12 protein-coding genes and 1 tRNA gene are annotated in these 16,777 nt (G+C 58.9%); 4 read left to right on the top strand and 9 right to left on the bottom strand.

Annotated elements, in window-relative coordinates:
* Positions 1-27: 27 nt before the first annotated feature.
* On the bottom strand, positions 28-3,603 hold the full coding sequence (locus tag V8J84_RS03520; protein WP_339928217.1) for a hydantoinase B/oxoprolinase family protein: 3,576 nt from the start codon (positions 3,601-3,603) through the stop codon (positions 28-30).
* Positions 3,604-3,720: 117 nt separating this feature from the next.
* Between V8J84_RS03520 and V8J84_RS03515 the strand changes: the two genes are divergently transcribed.
* Together V8J84_RS03515 and V8J84_RS03510 are read left to right on the top strand one after the other, a co-directional pair.
* Positions 3,721-3,797: transfer RNA gene (locus V8J84_RS03515), tRNA-Met, on the top strand.
* Between the two features lie 129 nt (positions 3,798-3,926).
* On the top strand, positions 3,927-5,336 hold the full coding sequence (locus V8J84_RS03510; RefSeq protein ID WP_339928216.1) for an FAD-binding oxidoreductase: 1,410 nt from the start codon (positions 3,927-3,929) through the stop codon (positions 5,334-5,336).
* 104 nt (positions 5,337-5,440) lie between these two features.
* Here the strand turns inward: V8J84_RS03510 and hemF are convergent, their stop codons facing one another.
* Positions 5,441-6,331 carry an oxygen-dependent coproporphyrinogen oxidase gene (hemF, locus tag V8J84_RS03505; protein WP_339928215.1) on the bottom strand — a complete coding sequence of 297 codons (891 nt, stop codon included), beginning with the start codon at positions 6,329-6,331 and terminating at the stop codon, positions 5,441-5,443.
* A gap of 117 nt (positions 6,332-6,448) precedes the next feature.
* On the opposite strand from hemF, the gene V8J84_RS03500 reads away from it, so the two are divergent.
* Positions 6,449-6,832, top strand: coding sequence for a hypothetical protein (locus V8J84_RS03500; RefSeq protein WP_339928214.1), 384 nt, complete (start codon positions 6,449-6,451; stop codon positions 6,830-6,832).
* A 1-nt stretch (position 6,833) separates the two neighbouring features.
* Here V8J84_RS03500 and V8J84_RS03495 read toward each other — a convergent pair whose 3' ends face one another.
* Genes V8J84_RS03495 through clpS form a run of 3 tightly spaced genes read right to left on the bottom strand, consistent with a single transcriptional unit; the run spans position 6,834 to position 9,018 of the window.
* Positions 6,834-7,640, bottom strand: coding sequence for an SDR family NAD(P)-dependent oxidoreductase (locus tag V8J84_RS03495; protein WP_339928213.1), 807 nt, complete (start codon positions 7,638-7,640; stop codon positions 6,834-6,836).
* Positions 7,641-7,682: 42 nt separating this feature from the next.
* Positions 7,683-8,657 (bottom strand): class I SAM-dependent methyltransferase, encoded by a 975-nt coding sequence (locus V8J84_RS03490; protein ID WP_339928212.1) that lies wholly within the window; start codon positions 8,655-8,657, stop codon positions 7,683-7,685.
* Positions 8,658-8,676: 19 nt separating this feature from the next.
* A complete protein-coding gene (gene clpS, locus V8J84_RS03485) occupies positions 8,677-9,018 on the bottom strand; it encodes an ATP-dependent Clp protease adapter ClpS (protein WP_445285951.1) in 342 nt (113 codons plus the stop codon).
* A 361-nt stretch (positions 9,019-9,379) separates the two neighbouring features.
* On the opposite strand from clpS, the gene V8J84_RS03480 reads away from it, so the two are divergent.
* Complete coding sequence (locus V8J84_RS03480; RefSeq protein WP_445285950.1) at positions 9,380-10,870, top strand: serine hydrolase; 1,491 nt, start codon at positions 9,380-9,382, stop codon at positions 10,868-10,870.
* A 57-nt stretch (positions 10,871-10,927) separates the two neighbouring features.
* Here V8J84_RS03480 and V8J84_RS03475 read toward each other — a convergent pair whose 3' ends face one another.
* From V8J84_RS03475 to V8J84_RS03460, 4 genes are read right to left on the bottom strand one after another with little or no spacing between them, the layout of a single operon-like run.
* Positions 10,928-12,520: an ABC transporter ATP-binding protein gene (locus tag V8J84_RS03475; protein WP_339928210.1), complete on the bottom strand. Its 1,593-nt coding sequence runs from the start codon at positions 12,518-12,520 to the stop codon at positions 10,928-10,930.
* On the bottom strand, positions 12,517-13,626 hold the full coding sequence (locus tag V8J84_RS03470) for an ABC transporter permease (protein ID WP_339928209.1): 1,110 nt from the start codon (positions 13,624-13,626) through the stop codon (positions 12,517-12,519). The genes V8J84_RS03475 and V8J84_RS03470 overlap by 4 nt, the downstream gene beginning before the upstream one ends.
* Positions 13,626-14,708, bottom strand: coding sequence for a microcin C ABC transporter permease YejB (locus tag V8J84_RS03465; RefSeq protein WP_339928208.1), 1,083 nt, complete (start codon positions 14,706-14,708; stop codon positions 13,626-13,628). Before V8J84_RS03465 ends, V8J84_RS03470 begins: the two co-directional genes overlap by 1 nt.
* 23 nt (positions 14,709-14,731) lie before the next feature.
* Entirely contained in the window at positions 14,732-16,642 is a 1,911-nt protein-coding gene (locus V8J84_RS03460) for an extracellular solute-binding protein (protein ID WP_339928207.1), read from the bottom strand.
* Between the last annotated feature and the right edge of the window lie 135 nt (positions 16,643-16,777).

The raw sequence follows: 16,777 nt of genomic DNA, 5'->3' as shown, positions 1-16,777 counted from the left end.
CGTGAAAGTAGCGGGCTGGCCTGTAACTCAGGCCTGCCCCCACCCGCCACCGCCGGGTGTTTTCATCGTAAAGACGGCACCTGCTGGCAGATCAATCTCATCATTGCCGCGCAGCACGCGCGTTTCGCCATCGGGCAACGTCACGCTGTTCTCGCCAACCGCACCTGCCGTCCCGCCGGCAGCGCCAAAGGGCGGGACCACGCGGTGAGAGCAGAGCGTGGTCACCGTCACAGACTCAAGAAACCGCATGTCGCGCCATGCACCATGGCCACCGCGATACTCCCCGTCACCGCCTGAGCCGTCCCTGATGCCAAACCGTTCCAGCCGCACAGGAAAGCGTTTCTCCAAAATCTCGGGATCGGTCATCAGCGTATTGGTCATATGGGTCTGCACCGCATCACATCCCGCAAAGCCAGGCCCCGCTCCCGTGCCGCCCGCAATGGTTTCGTAGTTCTGGAAATCGGCGTTGCCCCAGATGAAGTTATTCATGGTGGCCTGCGAACAGGCCATCACGCCCAGCGCCCCGTAAAGCGCGTTACACGCGGCTTGGGACACCTCTGTATTGCCCGCAATCACCGCCGCTGGATAGGCAGGGTTCAGCATCGTGCCTTCGGGTGCGATGATCTTGATCGGCTTGAGGCACCCTTCGTTCAGCGGAATGTCAGAGCCTACAAGCGTGCGGAACACGTAAAGCACCACAGCGCGACACACCGCAAACGGCGCGTTGTAGTTCCCGCTGTGTTGCCCGCTGGTGCCGGTGAAATCCACCGTCGCAGTGCGAGCCTTTTGATCGACGGACACCGCGACATTGATCACCTGCCCCTCGTCCATCGGATAGCTGAAGGTGCCGCCTTCCAGCGTGTCGATGACGCGGCGCACGCTTTCTTCGGCGTTGTCCTGCACGTGACCCATGTAGGCGGTCACGACATCAACGCCATAGGTGTCACACACGCCCACAAGCGCCTGCCGTCCGGTTTCATTGGCCGCCACCTGCGCCTTTAGATCAGCCATGTTCTGCGCGATATTGCGGCAAGGGTATTTGCCGGATGCCAACAGCGCCCGCGTTTCTTCTTCAAGCAGACGCCCGCCGCGGACAAGCTGCACGTTGTCGATCAGCACACCTTCCTGATCAATGTGCGTGCTGTCAGGCGGGCCAGAGCCGGGCGTGCGGCCGCCAATGTCCGCGTGATGCCCGCGCGAGCCAAGCCAGAACGCCGCTTTGCCATCTACAAATACCGGCGTCACCACAGTGACGTCGGGCAGGTGTGTGCCGCCGTTGTAAGGCGAATTGAGCATAAACGCATCGCCCTCGGCCACGTCAGGCCACGCGCGCATCACTGTCTTGATGCTGTCCGACATTGACCCAAGATGCACAGGCACGTGCGGCGCGTTCGCAACCAGATCACCCGCCGCATCAAAGATCGCGCAGGAGAAATCCAGCCGTTCCTTGATGTTCACCGACCACGACGTGTTGGCCAGTGTGGCCCCCATCTGATCGGCCACCGACATAAAGAGGTTCGACATCACCTCAAGCACAACAGGATCAGCCTTTGTGCCTGCGGCGGCCGGATGCTTCACCGCGCCGTCGCGACGCAAATGCAGGTTTGCTTGCGCGTCCACTGACAGCGACCAGCCTGGTTCGACGATTGTGGTGCCCGTCGCCTCAAGCACGATCGCGGGGTCTTTGATCTGCTGGTCAGGTCCCAGCATCTCGCGGTCATAAAGCGGCACTTCAGTAGGACCGTCATACATGACGGGCGTGTGCCCGATGGGCTTGGCAGTGTCTGTGGCAGCGGGCGCGGGCACCGCCGGATCGGGCATACCGCCGATTGCCTCCACCGCGAGCATATCAAACAGGATCGCCCGTTCAGGGCTGATAAAGCCAAAGCGTTGCTGGTGCGCTGCCTCAAACGCGGCTTGCATGGCATCCGGCGTGTCAAACGGAACCTCCAGCGGTTGGTGCGATCCGTCATACCGCAAATGCGCGCGGGCCTGCGTTTGAATATCCGATACGCCCTGTGCCGCGACCTCTTGGCAGGCTTCGTCTGCGATCCGTGACACCGCGTCCTGCGCGTCATCCACCGCGCTGAGGGGACCATCGAACTGCACTTCGCGCAAGGCGCGAATATCGGCCAAGCCCATACCAAAGGCCGACAATACACCCGCGTGCGGGTGCACAAACACATGCGACATGCCCAATGCGTCAGCCACCAGACAGGCGTGCTGCCCACCCGCACCACCAAAACATTGTAATGTATATCCGGTCACATCATGTCCGCGCTGGACCGATATTTTCTTGATCGCGTTGGCCATATTATCAACCGCGATCCGCAAGAACCCTGCCGCAACCTGCGCCGGTGTTCCGGGACTTTCGCCGGTCAAGTCCGTGACCTCGGCGATCAGCTTTGCAAATTTGGCCGCGACAACCTCGGCGTCCAGCGGCTGATCCCCGTCAGGGCCAAAGACAGCAGGAAAGTAATCCGGGCTCAGCTTGCCCAGCATGACGTTGCAATCCGTGACCGTCAGCGGCCCGCCACGGCGGTAACAGGCTGGTCCCGGATCAGCGCCTGCACTTTCCGGCCCGACCTGAAAACGCCCGTCGCGGAAGGTGCAGATCGATCCGCCACCCGCCGCGACCGTATGGATATCCATCATCGGCGCGCGCATCCGCACGCCCGCAACCTCGGTTTCAAAACTGCGTTCAAACTGACCCGCATAGTGGCTCACGTCCGTTGACGTGCCACCCATGTCAAAGCCGATCAACCGGCTGTGTCCTGCGGCCTGCGCCGTCTTGACCATGCCAACAATGCCGCCCGCCGGACCGGACAGGATCGCGTCCTTGCCCTGAAACAGCGTTGCATCTGTCAAACCACCGGACGATTGCATGAACAACAGCCGTTCACACACCCGCCCCACGTCCAGCGCATTGGCGACCTGATTGACATAGCGCCGCAGAATGGGCGACAGGTAGGCATCCACCACGGTCGTATCGCCACGCGACACCAGCTTGGCCAAGCGCGAGGTGCCGTGGCTGGTGCTGATCTGCGTGTAACCGATGTCGCTGGCAATCTGTGCGGCTGCATCCTCATGCGCGGGGTTCAGATAGCCGTGCAGAAACGCAATCGCCACAGCTCGCACGCCACGATCAAATCCCGCCCTTAGCGCCTCGCGCGTGGCCTCCAGATCAATCGGCGTCACAACCTCTCCAGCTGCATCCAACCGTTCTGGCACCTCTGCCACGTCCTGATACAAAAGCTGGGGCCGGATAATTTCCAGATCAAACAGGCGCGGGCGGTTCTGATACCCGATTTTCAAAAGGTCGCGAAAGCCTTGTGTGATTAAAAGCAAGACATCCTCGCCCTTACGCTCAAGCAGAGCATTGGTGGCAACGGTTGTGCCCATTTTGACCGCGCGGATGCTGCCGGGCTGCGGCGTATTGGTCTGCATCAGGTCCTTGATGCCCTGCACAGCGGCATCAGCATAGCGTTCGGGATTTTCCGACAGAAGCTTATGCGTGACGATCTCGCCATCCGGCTTTTGCGCCACAACATCCGTAAACGTGCCGCCCCGATCGATCCAGAATTCCCACTGTTTTGCCGACATGCCGCGCCCCTGTCATTGTTGCGCGACACTAGCCAGAGGGTTGCGCCAAGGAAATCCCCCAATCACATCAGAATCGGTTTGACACCTACCGCCCCATTGCGTAATCGGTGCGGCGTTGGCGCGGTAGCTCAGTTGGTTAGAGCGAACGACTCATAATCGTTAGGTCGGGAGTTCAAATCTCCCCCACGCCACCACTCTCCCCATATCCTATCCCACGCGGCATCAACCCGAACTGTTGAGGATTTCCGTCCACAGAAGCGTTTCCACCGCTCTTTCACTCCGCCGTTTTGACCAGTAGCATCCGTGCCAAAGCGGAGGACGCGATGACAATTCTTGATGATCTGGCGGCAGCTATCGGACCGGCCTACGTCCTGACCGGACAGGATACGGCCAAGTGGCAACAAGACTGGACCGGTGATTACACGCTCGCGCCGCAGGCTGTCGTGCGTCCGGGAACCACGGCAGAGGTTGCAGCCGTTCTCAAGATTGCCAACGCGGCAAAGATGCCCGTGGTGCCTGTATCGGGCAACACAGGTCTGACAGGTGCCACATCAAACGATGGTGCCTTGATGCTGTCGGTGGACCGGTTGAACAAGATCCAGAAGATTGATCCCGCAGGCCGGTCGATCACGGTGGGCTCCGGCGCGATCCTGTCGTCCATCCATGATGCTGCTGACGCCCACGACCTGATCTTTCCGCTCACGTTCGGCGCGCGCGGCACGGCCATGATCGGCGGCGCGCTGTCAACAAATGCGGGCGGGTCCAACGTGCTGCGCTACGGCAATACCCGCGACCTGTGTCTGGGCGTCGAAGTGGTGCTGGCCGATGGCCGCGTGATGAATTTGATGAGCGAGCTGCACAAAGACAATTCCGGCCTCAACCTGCGCAATCTGGTGATCGGCGCGGAAGGCACGCTAGGTGTGATAACGGCTGCGGTCCTCAAACTTTTCCCGAAACCCCGCGCCTACGCCACGGCAGTGGTGGCAGTCCCCCGGATCGAAGACGGATTGGACCTGCTCAACACCATTCAGGATGCCAGCGGCGGCGCGGTAGAGGCATTTGAATACATGCCGCGGTCCTATATCGACCGCCACCTTGAACGCAAAAGCGATGCCAAACCGCCCTTTGATACCGACTATGACCATACCGTCATGATCGAGGTCGGCGCCACCGCAGACAAGGATGCAAAGCCTGACGCCAACGGCGAAGTGCCGGTGAAACTGCTGCTGGAAACCACGCTCGCTACGATGTTTGAAAGTGGTCGCGTGCTTGATGCTGTCGTGGCGCAAAACGATGCCCAGCGCACCGAGATGTGGGCCCGACGCGAAGCAGCCGGCGAGATTCTGTTCGACCCCGGCATCGCTGTGAATACCGACATCGCTGTCCCTTTGTCGCAGGTCGGCCCCGCCTTGCGCGGCATTACCGAACGGCTCAAAGCCATTGATCCCGATGTCACCGAGATTATCGTGTCGCATCTGGGCGATGGCAATATCCATCACACGTCCTATCCGCGCCGCAACAACCCCGACGTGATGGCCGCCATGGTCGAAGCGGTAGAGGATGTGGTGCAAGAGGTCGGCGGGTCCTTCAGCGCCGAACATGGTGTGGGCAAGTCAAAGCTTGATACAATGCGCCGCCGCAAAGATCCTGTGGCGCTTGACGTGATGCGCACCATCAAAAATGCACTAGACCCGAACAATATTCTGAACCCCGGCAAAGTCATTCCTGACTAGCTTCTTTTGGACAAAACTACTTTGGGGGAATCGCCCTTGGGCGATGGGGGCAACGCCCCCCTCTTAAGCGCAATATCGCGTGCGGCTTTAGCCGCTCCATTTGGTTAGACCCACTTGGCCAGTGGCGGCAATGACATCAGCACGGCGTTTGCATCGTGTCCCGTGGTCAGGCCAAACTTTGTGCCACGGTCATACACAAGGTTGTATTCCGCATAGAGCCCGCGATGGATCAATTGCGTGTCCTTGTCAGCATCATCCCACGACGTTGGCAGCCGCTTTTCCACCAGCGGCAGATAGGCGGGCAGGAACGCGCGGCCAATGTCCTGTGTCAGTGCAAAATCGGCATCCCAGTCGCCCGTGCAGCGGTCATCCATAAAGATACCACCCACGCCGCGTGCGCGATTGCGGTGCGGAATATAGAAATACTCGTCCGCCCATTCTTTCAGCTTGGGATACAAATCCGCACCATGCGGGTCGAGGTGCGCTTTCTGTGTCGCATGAAAATGCGCGGTATCCTCGTCATATTCGATGCAGGGGTTCAGGTCCGATCCGCCGCCAAACCACCACGCATGCGGCGTCCAGAACATGCGGGTGTTCATGTGGACGGCAGGCGCGTGCGGATTTCGCATATGCGCCACCAGCGAAATGCCCGACGCCCAGAAGCGCGGGTCGCTCTCCATTCCCGGCACACCACGTGCAGCCATCGCCTTTTGCGCCGCGGCCCCCAATTCGCCATACACAGTCGAGATATTCACGCCGACCTTTTCAAACACACGCCCGCCGCGCATCACCGACATCAGCCCGCCACCGGCATCCGATCCGTCGTCAGAGGTGCGTGATGTTTCCGTGACCTCAAACCGGCCAGGGGCCATATCGGCGGTTGGCCCGTCTGACAGGTCATTTTCCAACCCTTCAAACGCGGTGACAATTTCGTCGCGGAGGGTCCGAAACCATGCGGCGGCTTTTGCTTTTTCGGCTTCGAATTCCTGGCCCATCTGTGTCCCTATCAGCGTGTTATCGCATAACAACCTGTGTTGTGTGTAAAGTGCAAGCCAAGGCTGCTACCTTATCCCAAATCTACATCCCTTCATGACCCGACCGGAGCCTCTTGCATGCGATCTGCACTCATCCTTCTGCCTCTTATCCTCACCGCTTGCGCCACCCCGCGCGAAGCGTGCCTGAACCGCGTGAACAGCGAACTGCGCGTGCTGGATCGTCTGATTACCGAAACGCGCGGCAATCTTTCGCGCGGGTATGCCATTGAAGAACGGCAAGAGGTTCGCGTGCGCAACCGCACCTGCGAAAGCGTCAATTCGCGTGGCATCGTGACGGAATTTGACTGCTCGGAAACCGATACAATTACCCGCCGCGAGCCTGTTGCGATTGATCTGAATGCCGAGCGCGCCAAGCTGGAATCATTGGAACAGCGTCAGGCCCAGAATCGCGTGAACGCGCAAAACGCGCGCGCCCAGTGCGTTGCTGCAAATCCTGAATAGGTCAGTGTGCTGAAACGGCTGCCGGATCAATCAGGGTCCGGCCACCGTCAACCGTGATGATCTGACCTGTCACGAAACCAGATGCGTCGGACGCCAGATATTGCACGGCGTCTGACACCTCTCCGGGGCTGGCGATGCGGTGCAGCGGTGTCTTGTCGACAATTTCCTCGCGGGCCTCATCATCATCCTTGAGCGACCCCTTCAGGCTGGCACTCATCACTGATCCGAACGCCACAGCATTTACGCGGATACGCTGGGATGCAAGGCTCACGGCCATGGACCGCGTCATCTGGTCAAGTGCGGCCGAACTCACCGAATAGGCCAGCAGATCGGGATGCGTGCGCCGCGCCGCGATAGAACTTAGGTTCACGATAGACCCCGCAGGTTCATCCGGCTCCGCATCCTTGGCCTGTTTGATCATCTTGCGCGACACCGCTTGCGTCATGCGCAGCGCGGTCAAAAGGTTCTGGTTCAACAGATCCTCAACACTTGTGTCATCAGGATTCAGCGGATCGGTGATCTTTACCTGCCGCGATGCATTCACCAGAATATCGACCCGCTCGAACGCATCGACGGTGGCCGACAGCAGATTTGCAATCGTCAGTTTTTCGCGCAAATCACCGGCAAAGATGCGGACGTTTTCTTCTTCCTTGGCGGCATCACCAAGTTCGGCGTCCAGCCGGTCTTCGTCCATATCGGCAAAAACCACATTGGCCCCCGCCCGCACAAATTGCCGCCCGATGGCCAAACCGACCCCGTTGGCGGCCCCTGTGACAATGGCTGTCTTGCCCGAGATTGAGAATGACATTGGAATTACCCCTCTGGGTCAGTGTCCGGCCAGCGGACAGGTTTAGCGGATCGGCCGTGTGGCGTGAAACACCTTGAACGCATTGGTCATCGTCACAACATCAACATTGCGGAACGCATCTTGCAAGGCGGTCTCATAGGGAAGGTGGCGGTTGGCGACCATCCAAAGTTTGCCATGCGGTGCCAATGCGCGGGCTGCCGCTGCAATAAAGGCACGCCCCAATCCCGGATCGGCGCTGCGTCCGGTGTGAAAGGGCGGGTTCATGATAATCCCGTCATAGCCCCGATCCGGTATGTGCGTGGTGGCATCCGCCCAGACAAACGCAGCACGCGGGTCGGTGATATTCAGACGCGCACAGTCCAGCGACAGGTTTTCCGCTTCGATCAGATCAATGGATTTCACGCTTTCGCGGGTCAGTGCAGCATGGCTCAGATATCCCCAGCCTGCGCCAAAGTCGGCCATGCGCGCGGGCAACTTGTCAGGAAGCGCGTCCACCAGCAAAGCAGAGCCTTTATCAATCGCGCCGTCAGAAAACACGCCCGCTGTGGTATAAAACCCGTGGTCGCCTTTACTGATATCCGGCACCGCCCAATCGGCAAAGGCGTCTGTCGCGTCAAACCAGAAGATGCGCCCGTGGTCCTTTGTGACCGACGGCACATCGCCCAGCCGTTTGCGGCAATCCTTGAATAGGCTATCGACACCGTCTGTCTTTTGACCATCAACGATCACCCGCTTTGCGACAGTGCAAGCCTGTGCAATCAGCGCCCGTGCCAGTGCCTTCGCGCGCGGCACAACGACGATGGCGGTATCTGTATCGTCCATTTGCGTGCTCACGTCATAGCCCGCGTTTTCCCACGCGGTCACATCGGGCCGGAAGCTATGGCAAACTTTGATCTTATCTCGCGGCAATGCGCTGACATCATAGGTCGCACCGGGCCGCACAAGTGTCAGCGGACCTGTCAAAGGTGCAAGAACGCCATCTTGCAGCGCGGTCGTCAGGCGGGATTGGGTAGCCATCAGGAGCGAGCAGCGAAGGCTACTCTTTCTCCATCGTGCATTGGAGCGGATGCTGGTGGCGCTGCGCAAAATCCATCACTTGCGCCACTTTTGTCTCGGCAATCTCGTGGCTGTAGACACCCACGACGGCAAGGCCCTTTTTGTGAACCGTCAGCATCAATTCGAACGCCTGCGCGTGTGACATGCCAAAAAAGCGTTCCAACACATGCACGACAAATTCCATCGGTGTGAAATCGTCGTTCAGAATCATGACCTTATAAAGCGGCGGCTTTTTGGTCTTTGGCTTCGTCTCAAGTTTGATGCCGACATCACTGTCATCATCATCCTTGCCGCCTGCCATCATGGTGACTTGTGCCATCATCAGTTTTGATCTTTTCCGCCGCTGTTTGGTAGCTGTCTATATAAGGCATGATCTGTTTAAGAAAACCCCACCCCGCAATGTCGCGATTCCGCCGATCAAAGTGCGGGGATGCGCGACTGTCCGCACATTGCGGCAGGGGCAAGGCTGCCTCATTTCCGACACAATCGCCTATCTAGGGGCGAATGATCCGGCCGCACCCCAGATATGGCACAGCGGCCTCAAAGCCACACCAAAAGTCTTTGAATTTAGGCTATTTTCTGGCGCGTCGGCTTCGTGTTAGCGTGACCGCAATCAATAAGGCCACTCGCGCAAAGTGGGGGCCACGAGGCAGAAAATCGAGGTACACGACGTGGCAAGTCGTATGGGACAGCTGGCCCTTCGGGGGCTATTTATTGGATTGTTGGCATGTGTGACCGCGTTTTCCGCGTCACAGACCCGTGCCGCACCCTATGCAGCAATGGTAATGGACGCCCGCACAGGCGAGGTTTTGCATTCGCGCAACGCCGATACACGCCTGCATCCGGCATCGCTGACCAAAATGATGACGCTATATATCGCCTTTCAGGCCGTGCAACGCGGCGAGATCGGCCTTGATACCGAAGTGCGCATCACCGCCGCCGCCGCAGCAGAGCCTCCGTCGAAACTGGGCCTGCGCACAGGTCAGACGATCCGTCTGCGGTATCTTTTACGTGCTGCTGCCGTCAAATCCGCCAATGACGCCGCCACTGCCATCGGTATCGCTATCTCCGGGTCCGAATCCGCTTTTGCCGAACGGATGAACCGCACCGCCGCCGCGATGGGTATGCGCAATACAACCTTCCGCAACGCCCATGGTCTGACTCAGAACGGGCACATGTCCACGGCCCGCGATATGTCGATCCTTGGCCGTCACGTGATCTATGACTTTCCTCAGTACTATAACCTGTTTTCCCGCCGCACAGCAGACGCAGGCATCGCGACGGTCAGCCACACCAATCGCCGGTTTCTCAACCAGTACGAAGGCGCTGACGGGATCAAGACGGGCTATACCCGTGCTGCTGGCTTTAACCTGACGGCCTCTGCGCAGCGCGGGCAGGAACGGATCATCGCCACAATTTTCGGGGGCCGTTCGACACCGGATCGCACCCGCCGCATCATCGAGCTGATGGACATGGGCTTTAACCGTGCGCCGTCGAACGTGACCGTGCGCGAACCGCAGCCACCTGCGGTCAACACTGGCGCATCCCAGAACGCCGCCGAGTTGGTTGCAGGCACGACCACAACAGCAGCGACAAATGGCGGTGCCGGTAAAACGATCCGTGTCAGCGGCATCATCCGCACAAGCCCGCGCCCGCAAGGCCGTCCGCAAACCGCTGTGGCCAACCTACAAGTTGATACAGACGTCATCGATGATGCGCTGGCCGAGGCACTTGGCGCGGCCCTCATCGATTCGTCTGCAACCGTGGCCCCAGCCCCGACAGCCGAAGCAAGCGATCCTACCGTCATGGCTGCCGTCGTAACCGTCGCGCCGCCGTCGCGCCCTGCTGAACTGATTACCGCATCTGTGCAAAGCGCACTGGCCGAACCGGCACCAGCAGAGCCAGAGATCGTCACCCGTATTTCCACCTCGGGTGGACGGCACTGGGGCGTGAATGTCGGGCGCTACGGGTCGCGATACGAGGCCGAGCGCGTGTTGCTCAAGGTTGCCCTGAATGAAATGACATCGCTGGACGGTGCACTGCGCCGTGTTGTGCAACGCTCTGGTGGTTTTGATGCGAATTTCATGGGGCTTACCCGCGAGGGCGCCGACCTGGCGTGTCGCCGTCTTCAGGCACGCGGGACCACATGTTTCATGCTGGGCTCTGACAGCTAGTCGATCCGAAGTTTTAAGAATTCACGAAAGTTCAAAATTCTAGAATTTTGGACCCGCCTAGAGCGCGCGGCCTTCAAAGGCCGCCGCCATCAGCGCCTTGGTGTAGTCCGTCTGGGGCGCGTCAAAGATCGCAGCCGCATCACCTGCCTCAACAACATCACCCTGTTTCATCACCATCACCTTGTGTGACAGCGCGCGCACGACCTTCAGGTCGTGGCTGATGAACAGGTAGGCCAGCTGATATTTCTGCTGCAAATCACGCAGCAATTCGACGATCTGGACCTGCACCGTCATATCAAGCGCCGACGTCGGTTCATCCAGAACCAACAACTGCGGCCGCAGGATCATCGCGCGCGCGATCGCAATCCGCTGGCGTTGACCGCCGGAAAACTCGTGCGGATAGCGGTCCATCAATGCGGGATCAAGGCCGACCTCTGCCATGATTTCGGCGACCATATCGCGCCTGTCGCGGGTGGGATCAATCGCATGGATCGTCAGCCCTTCGGCAATGATCTGCTGCACCGTCATGCGCGGGCTGAGCGATCCATAGGGGTCCTGAAACACGATCTGCATTGCGTTGCGCAGCGGGCGCATCTGCTTTTGCGTCAGATCCTGAATGTCGATCCCGTGAAAGGCGATACGTCCTTCGGACCGGATCAGCCGCATGATCGCCAGCGCCAGTGTCGTCTTGCCAGACCCGCTCTCGCCCACAATGCCAACGGTCTCCCCCGCCCTGACGGTCAGTGTGGCGGCGTTAACGGCCTTGATATGACCAACCGTTCGTTTCAACAGCCCGCGCTGGATCGGAAACCAGATTTTCAGCGCATCCGTTTCGACCACGACCTTTGCATCATCGGGCACCGGGACAGGCACGCCGCTTGATTCTGCGGCCAGCAGCATCTGTGTATAGGGGTGCTGCGGATTGCCGAAAATTTCAGCCGTGGGGCCGGTTTCCACGATTTCGCCGTCCTTCATCACGCAGACGCGGTCCGCGATTTTGCGCACGATGGTCAAGTCGTGGGTGATGAATAGCAGGCTCATGCCCTGCTTGGCTTTCAATTCGGCCAGCAACTCCAGAATTTGCGCCTGAATGGTCACGTCCAACGCCGTTGTCGGTTCGTCCGCGATCAACAGGTCCGGCCCGTTTGCCAGTGCCATCGCGATCATCACACGCTGTCGTTGCCCGCCCGAAAGCTGGTGCGGATAGGACCCCAGCCGCGTTTCGGGATCACGGATGCCCACTTGCGTCAGCAGTTCCACGATCTTGTCGCGCACCGCAGGCCCGCGCAGTCCTTGGTGCAGTTCGATGCTTTCGGCGAGTTGCTTTTCCAGCGTGTGCAGCGGGTTCAGCGATGTCATCGGTTCCTGGAAGATGAAACTGATGTCATTGCCGCGCACACGCCGCAGGTCCTGCTCGGCAGCACCAACCATCTCGGTGCCGTCATAAGTGATCGACCCGCTCACCTGTGCGCTATCGCCAAGCAATTGCACCGTGGATAGGGCAGTGACGGATTTGCCGGACCCGCTCTCGCCCACCAGCGCCACCGTCTCGCCCTTTTCCACAACAAACGACACGCCGCGCACGGCATGTGTCGTTTCACCGTCCTGCCGGAAGCTGACGTTCAGGTCGCGGACTTGCAGCAGGCTCATTGAAAGGTCTTTCGCGGATCAAAGGCATCGCGGACGCCTTCGAAGATAAACACCAGCAGCGACAGCATGATGGCGAAGGCAAAGAACGCAGTGAACCCCAGCCACGGGGCTTGCAAGTTGCGTTTCGCCTGCAACGTCAACTCGCCCAGCGACGGGGCCGATGACGGCAGGCCGAAGCCCAAGAAATCAAGCGAGGCCAGCGTCGCGATGCCGCCTGTCACAAGGAACGGCAGCATCGTCACCGTCGCCACCATCGCATTTGGCAACATATGGCGGAACATGATCACGCGGTCGCTGACGCCCAGCGCCTTGGCCGCGCGCACGTATTCAAAATTGCGCGCCCGCAGGAATTCTGCCCGCACCACGCCCACCAAGGCAGGCCAGCCGAACAGAATGGTCAGGAACACAAGAAGCCAGAAACTTCGCCCCAGCACAGCCGTCAGGATGATTATCACATAGAGCGTCGGCGTGCCGGTCCAGATCTCGATGATCCGTTGGAAAATCAGATCGACCCAGCCGCCGAGATATCCCTGCACAGCGCCCGCCAGAATACCGATGGCACTGGCGGCAGCCGTCACGATCAGCGCAAAGAAAACCGACAGGCGGAAGCCATAGATCACCCGCGCCAGCACGTCGCGTTTGGTGTCGTCGGTGCCCAGATAGTTATTCCCGTCCGGCGCGGATGGGGCCACGCCGGGCACATCGACGATGGTATCAAATTTGTAGGGGATCGGCGGCCAGATGGTCCAACCACGCTCGAACCCTTCGAATTCCAGCGTCTCGCCGCTGTCCACAGCCGCGATCAGCTCTTCGGGCTGGTCAAAGCATTCCACCACGCCGCCGGTGACGATCAGGCATTCAACTTCAACATCGCCATAAGCTGCCTCGGTCGGGAAATCGCCGCCGAAATCACGTTCGGAATAAAAGCTGAAGATTGGCGCGCGTATCTCGCCGCGGTAGCTGACAAGGATCGGTTTGTCGTTGGCGATGAACTCTGCGAACAGCGAAAGCCCGAACAGGATGCCAAAGATGATCAGCGACCACCAAGCACGGCGATTGCGTTTGAAGTTGCGCCAGCGGCGTTGGTTGAGGGGGGATAACATCATCAGCCACGCCCCTCAAAATCAATGCGCGGGTCGATAAAGACGTAGGTGATGTCTGTCAGAATTCCCACGATCAAACCCAAAAGGGTGAAAGCAAACAGCGTGCCGAAGACAACCGGATAGTCACGCGCCACCACAGCCTCGAACCCCAGTCGCCCCAACCCATCAAGCGAGAACAGCGTTTCGATAATCAGCGACCCGCCAAAGAAAACGCTGATGAACAGCGCCGGAAAACCCGAGATGACGATCAGCATCGCGTTGCGGAACACGTGACCATAAAGCACGCGGTTTTCGGCCAGCCCCTTTGCCTTGGCGGTAATGACATACTGCTTCTTGATCTCGTCGAGAAAGCTGTTCTTGGTCAGCAAGGTTAACACGGCAAAGGCGGAAATCGTCGATGCAGTGACGGGCAAAATGATGTGCCACAGATAATCCAAAACTTTGCCGATCATCGTCAGATCTTCAAAGTTCGACGACGTCAGTCCGCGCAGCGGGAATATGCGGAAATAAGACCCGCCCGCGAACAGCACAATCAGCAGGATCGCAAACAAAAATCCGGGAATCGCGTAGCCCACGATAATCGCCCCGCTGGTCCACGTGTCAAAACGTGACCCGTCGCGCACGGCCTTTTTGATGCCCAGCGGAATCGAAATCAGATAGGACAGCAGCGTGGCCCACAGCCCCAGCGTGATACTCACCGGCATCTTTTCCAGCACCAGATCAACGACAGATATGGACCTGAAATAACTCTCGCCGAAATCGAACCGCATGTAGTCCCACATCATGTTTAGGAACCGCTCAAACGGGGGTTTGTCGAAGCCGAACTGCGCTTCAAGCTCTGCGATGTAGTCGGCGGGCAAACCCCGCGCGCCAGCGTATTCACTGTCAGATGCGCTTTCCGATATTTCCACATCGGCCTGTCCGCCAGAGATGCCTTCAAACACATCGCCGCCGCCTTCCATGCGGGCGATGATGGTTTCAATCGGACCACCGGGCACGAACTGGATCAGTGCAAAGTTGACGATCATGATCCCCAAAAGCGTGGGGATCACGAGCAGCAGTCGCTTCAGGATATATGCGCCCATCGGGTTGCCTTGATCCGTCGCTCTTAGCGCAGCGCGCCAGCGGCACGCAATTCGGCCGCCTTGTCTTCGTTGTACCACCAGTAATCAAGGTAGCCCAAACCGAACTCCGGCAGGTTTTCGGGGTATTCATACATGTCGTAGTAAGCGACCCAGAACTTGCCCAGATACCACGTCGGCACGATGAAATATTCGTCACGCATGATGCGGTCGATCGCCATGACGCCAGCAGCCATCTCATCGAAATTGTCTGCGTTCTCTACAAACTTGGACAATGCATCGACCGCCTCGCTACAGAAACCGGCGGGGTTGAACACGTCGTCCTTGTCCTCGCAGCCATAGCGCTGCGACAGGCCGGTGCCCTCCAGCAGGCCGGACCGGTAAACACCAAACAGCATTTCAAAGTCGTTGGTCTGTGTGCGCGACTGGTATTGTGCGCTATCCACACGGTTATAGGTCGCGTCAACGCCCAGCCGTTTCAGGTTTTCAATATAGGGCGTGATGATCCGGTCAAACGATGGCCGTGTTTCCAGAAATTCGACGGTCAGAACGTTACCATCGGCATCCGCCAGCAGGCCATCCGCGTTGGGTGTATAGCCCGCCTCTTCCATCAGACCCAAAGCCGTGCGCAGGTTGCCACGATCCACCGGGCTGTCGCCGCTTTCATGTGGCAAGGCGGCAGGTTCGGTGAAAATCCGCTCCGGCACCAGATCGCGCACGGTTTCCAGCATTTCCAACTCGCGCCCTTCTGGCAGGCCGGTCGCCTTGAGGCGGTCGTTTTCCCAGAAGCTTTCGCGTTGCTGGAACAGGCCATATTGCAGGTTGTTATTGGTCCACGTGAAGTTGAACATCATGCCCAGCGCGCGGCGCAGATTGCGATCCTGAAACTTCGGATCGCGCAGATTGAACACAAAGCCGGTCACAAATGGCGGCGAATTGTCGTCCAGCGTGTCTTGCACAACCCAGCCGTTTTCAATGGCAGGAAAATCATAGCTCGTGGCCCAGATCAGCGAACTGTTTTCGCGGCGGAAGGTGAACTCACCCGCCTTGAACGCTTCAAATGCGGCAGAGCTATCGGCGAAGTATTCGATACGGATGCGGTCATAATTGCCGCGCCCGACATTCATCGGATGATCTGCACCCCAGTAATCAGGATTGCGTTCGTAAATGATCTGGCGGCCCGGATCGACGTTACCTACCACATATTCGCCCGTCGTCATCGGGGCGGTCAGGCTTGCCTCGTCCAGCCGCGCCTCGTTTTCCTCGAACCACGCCTTGGAGAAGACAGGCATGCCGGTCATCTGGCCGATGCGGGCGCGCAAAGGACGCTCTGGATTGAAGTCAAAACGGATGGTGTAGTCGTCGATCACCTCATAACTTGGCACCAATTCCTGCAAGCCTGCCGCATAAGACGGCGTGCTTTGGGTCAGCAGCAATTCGTGGGTGTAGGCCACGTCGGCCGCAGTCATCGGGGACCCGTCCGAGAATGTCACATCGTCGCGCAGGTTGATCTGCAACCACGCTTTGTCCTCGGGATATTCGATGGTGGTGCAAAGCACGCAATAGCTTGAGCCGATCTCGTCCTCGGTCGGGGCCATGATTGTCTCATAACCGATTGACGCCAACGATCCCGGCGTGCCCTCCAGCGTAGCGTAAGGGGTCATGCTGTCAAACGATCCATTGGCCGAGATGCTGATCTCGCCGCCGACGGGCGCATCGGGGTTCACGTAGTCCAGATGTTCAAAATCGGGGCCATACTTCAGCGCGTCGTATTCGTTGAACCCGTGGGTTTCGATGATATGCGCGTCGGCCAGCGCTTGACCCGCCCAGATCGCACCAGCCACACAAACGGCACTGCCTAAAAGCACGTATTTAAGGTGCAGCATCGACTGCTGCTTTGCTTTGGTCACGGCCTTGGTCTGGTGGCGATTTTGCATCTTCTTCTCCCGCGCGGTCACGTCATGTAACAGTGATATGACGCTAATCTGCGTTGTGGCAAACATTCAAGTTGCGTTTGTGTGAATGGCGCGTGAACCAAGCGCGCGGTCAGGCAAAACAAAAGCCGCACAGTC

Origin of the sequence: Yoonia sp. 208BN28-4, assembly GCF_037543925.1 — a bacterium.
Taxonomy (GTDB): domain Bacteria; phylum Pseudomonadota; class Alphaproteobacteria; order Rhodobacterales; family Rhodobacteraceae; genus Yoonia.
Note: the sequence above shows the minus strand (reverse complement) of the source record. Positions and strands in the feature narration are given on the sequence as shown.